This window comes from Treponema sp. R6D11 (assembly GCF_054786075.1).
Window position 1 is genome coordinate 1 of sequence record NZ_BDHD01000769.1, and the last position, 423, is coordinate 423.

A 423-nucleotide genomic window follows, 5' to 3' on the forward strand; every position below is an offset into this window, starting at 1 on the left:
CAGGATAAACAAGCCCGTGTTCATTTTTGTCGCCGTCCAACTGGAGTTGGAAAACCCTGCCGTAGTCGTTGATGTTAGTTATGGCCGCGGCTGTTGCGGTAAGATCGCCAGGCGAACGCAGCCACATGCCGTATATGTATGACGTGGGGATGTCGATTTTATCGTAGTTTTCCGAGGCTGTGCCGGGGCTTTTTTGGATGGACGGACTCATGTCGCGTATAAAATATGTCTTTGAGCAGAAATTCGCCGCTTCGCCGTAGCTGAGCGCGAAGGCGACATCGTCGCCGCTTTGGACGCGGATATCGGTCGGCTTGCTGAACCCGTCGGTCAATCCCACCTTGCTGTTGCTGGTTCCAAGAATGTTTGCCGCGTTGTTTTTAACCGTGAACTGGCGCAGTCTCGCTCCATCGGGCAGGTTTTCTA

The 423-nt window shown here is 53.4% G+C and carries 1 protein-coding gene; it reads right to left on the minus strand.

Annotation, left to right across the window (positions count from 1 at the left end):
• The coding region (locus ACYVTD_RS15990) for a hypothetical protein (protein WP_461248673.1) at window positions 1-423 on the minus strand (423 nt) is incomplete at both ends.